The 406-nt window shown below is 60.1% G+C and carries 1 protein-coding gene and 1 pseudogene; both read left to right on the top strand.

The window, feature by feature from the left end; translation table 11 throughout:
* Nucleotides 1–137: pseudogene (locus I6F21_RS38260) on the top strand (sarcosine oxidase subunit beta); the annotation flags it as partial.
* A 15-nt stretch (nt 138–152) separates the two neighbouring features.
* Nucleotides 153–406 (top strand): sarcosine oxidase subunit delta (locus tag I6F21_RS38255; protein WP_225184454.1); only part of this gene is annotated, 254 nt, incomplete at its 3' end.

Below are 406 nucleotides of genomic sequence, written 5' to 3'. Positions count from 1 at the left end.
CCCCAGGCTCAGGCAACGTGTTTGCCGCCAGCCTGGCCAAGGGTGAAATGCACCCGTTGGCCGCACCTTTTTCCATCGACCGTTTCCACAACGGTGCGCTGATCGACGAACACGGCGCTGCGGCCGTCGCCCACTAACAGGAGAAATTCCCTATGTTGCATATCTTCTGTCCTCACTGTGGCGAACTGCGCTCCGAAGAGGAATTCCATGCGTCCGGCCAAGCGCACATCCCGCGCCCGCTGGACCCGAATGCCTGCACCGACGAGCAGTGGGGCGACTACATGTTCTTTCGCGACAACCCGCGCGGCCTGCACCACGAACTGTGGATCCATGCCGCCGGTTGCCGCCAGTATTTCAACGCCACCCGCGACACTGTGACCTACGAAATTCTTGAAACCTACAAGAT

Origin of the sequence: Bradyrhizobium sp. NBAIM03 (assembly GCF_020194055.1) — a bacterium.
In the GTDB taxonomy this organism is placed as follows: Bacteria; Pseudomonadota; Alphaproteobacteria; order Rhizobiales; family Xanthobacteraceae; genus Bradyrhizobium; species Bradyrhizobium yuanmingense.
The sequence above is the reverse complement of the archived record's forward strand: the minus strand, read 5'-3'. Positions and strand labels throughout refer to the sequence as shown.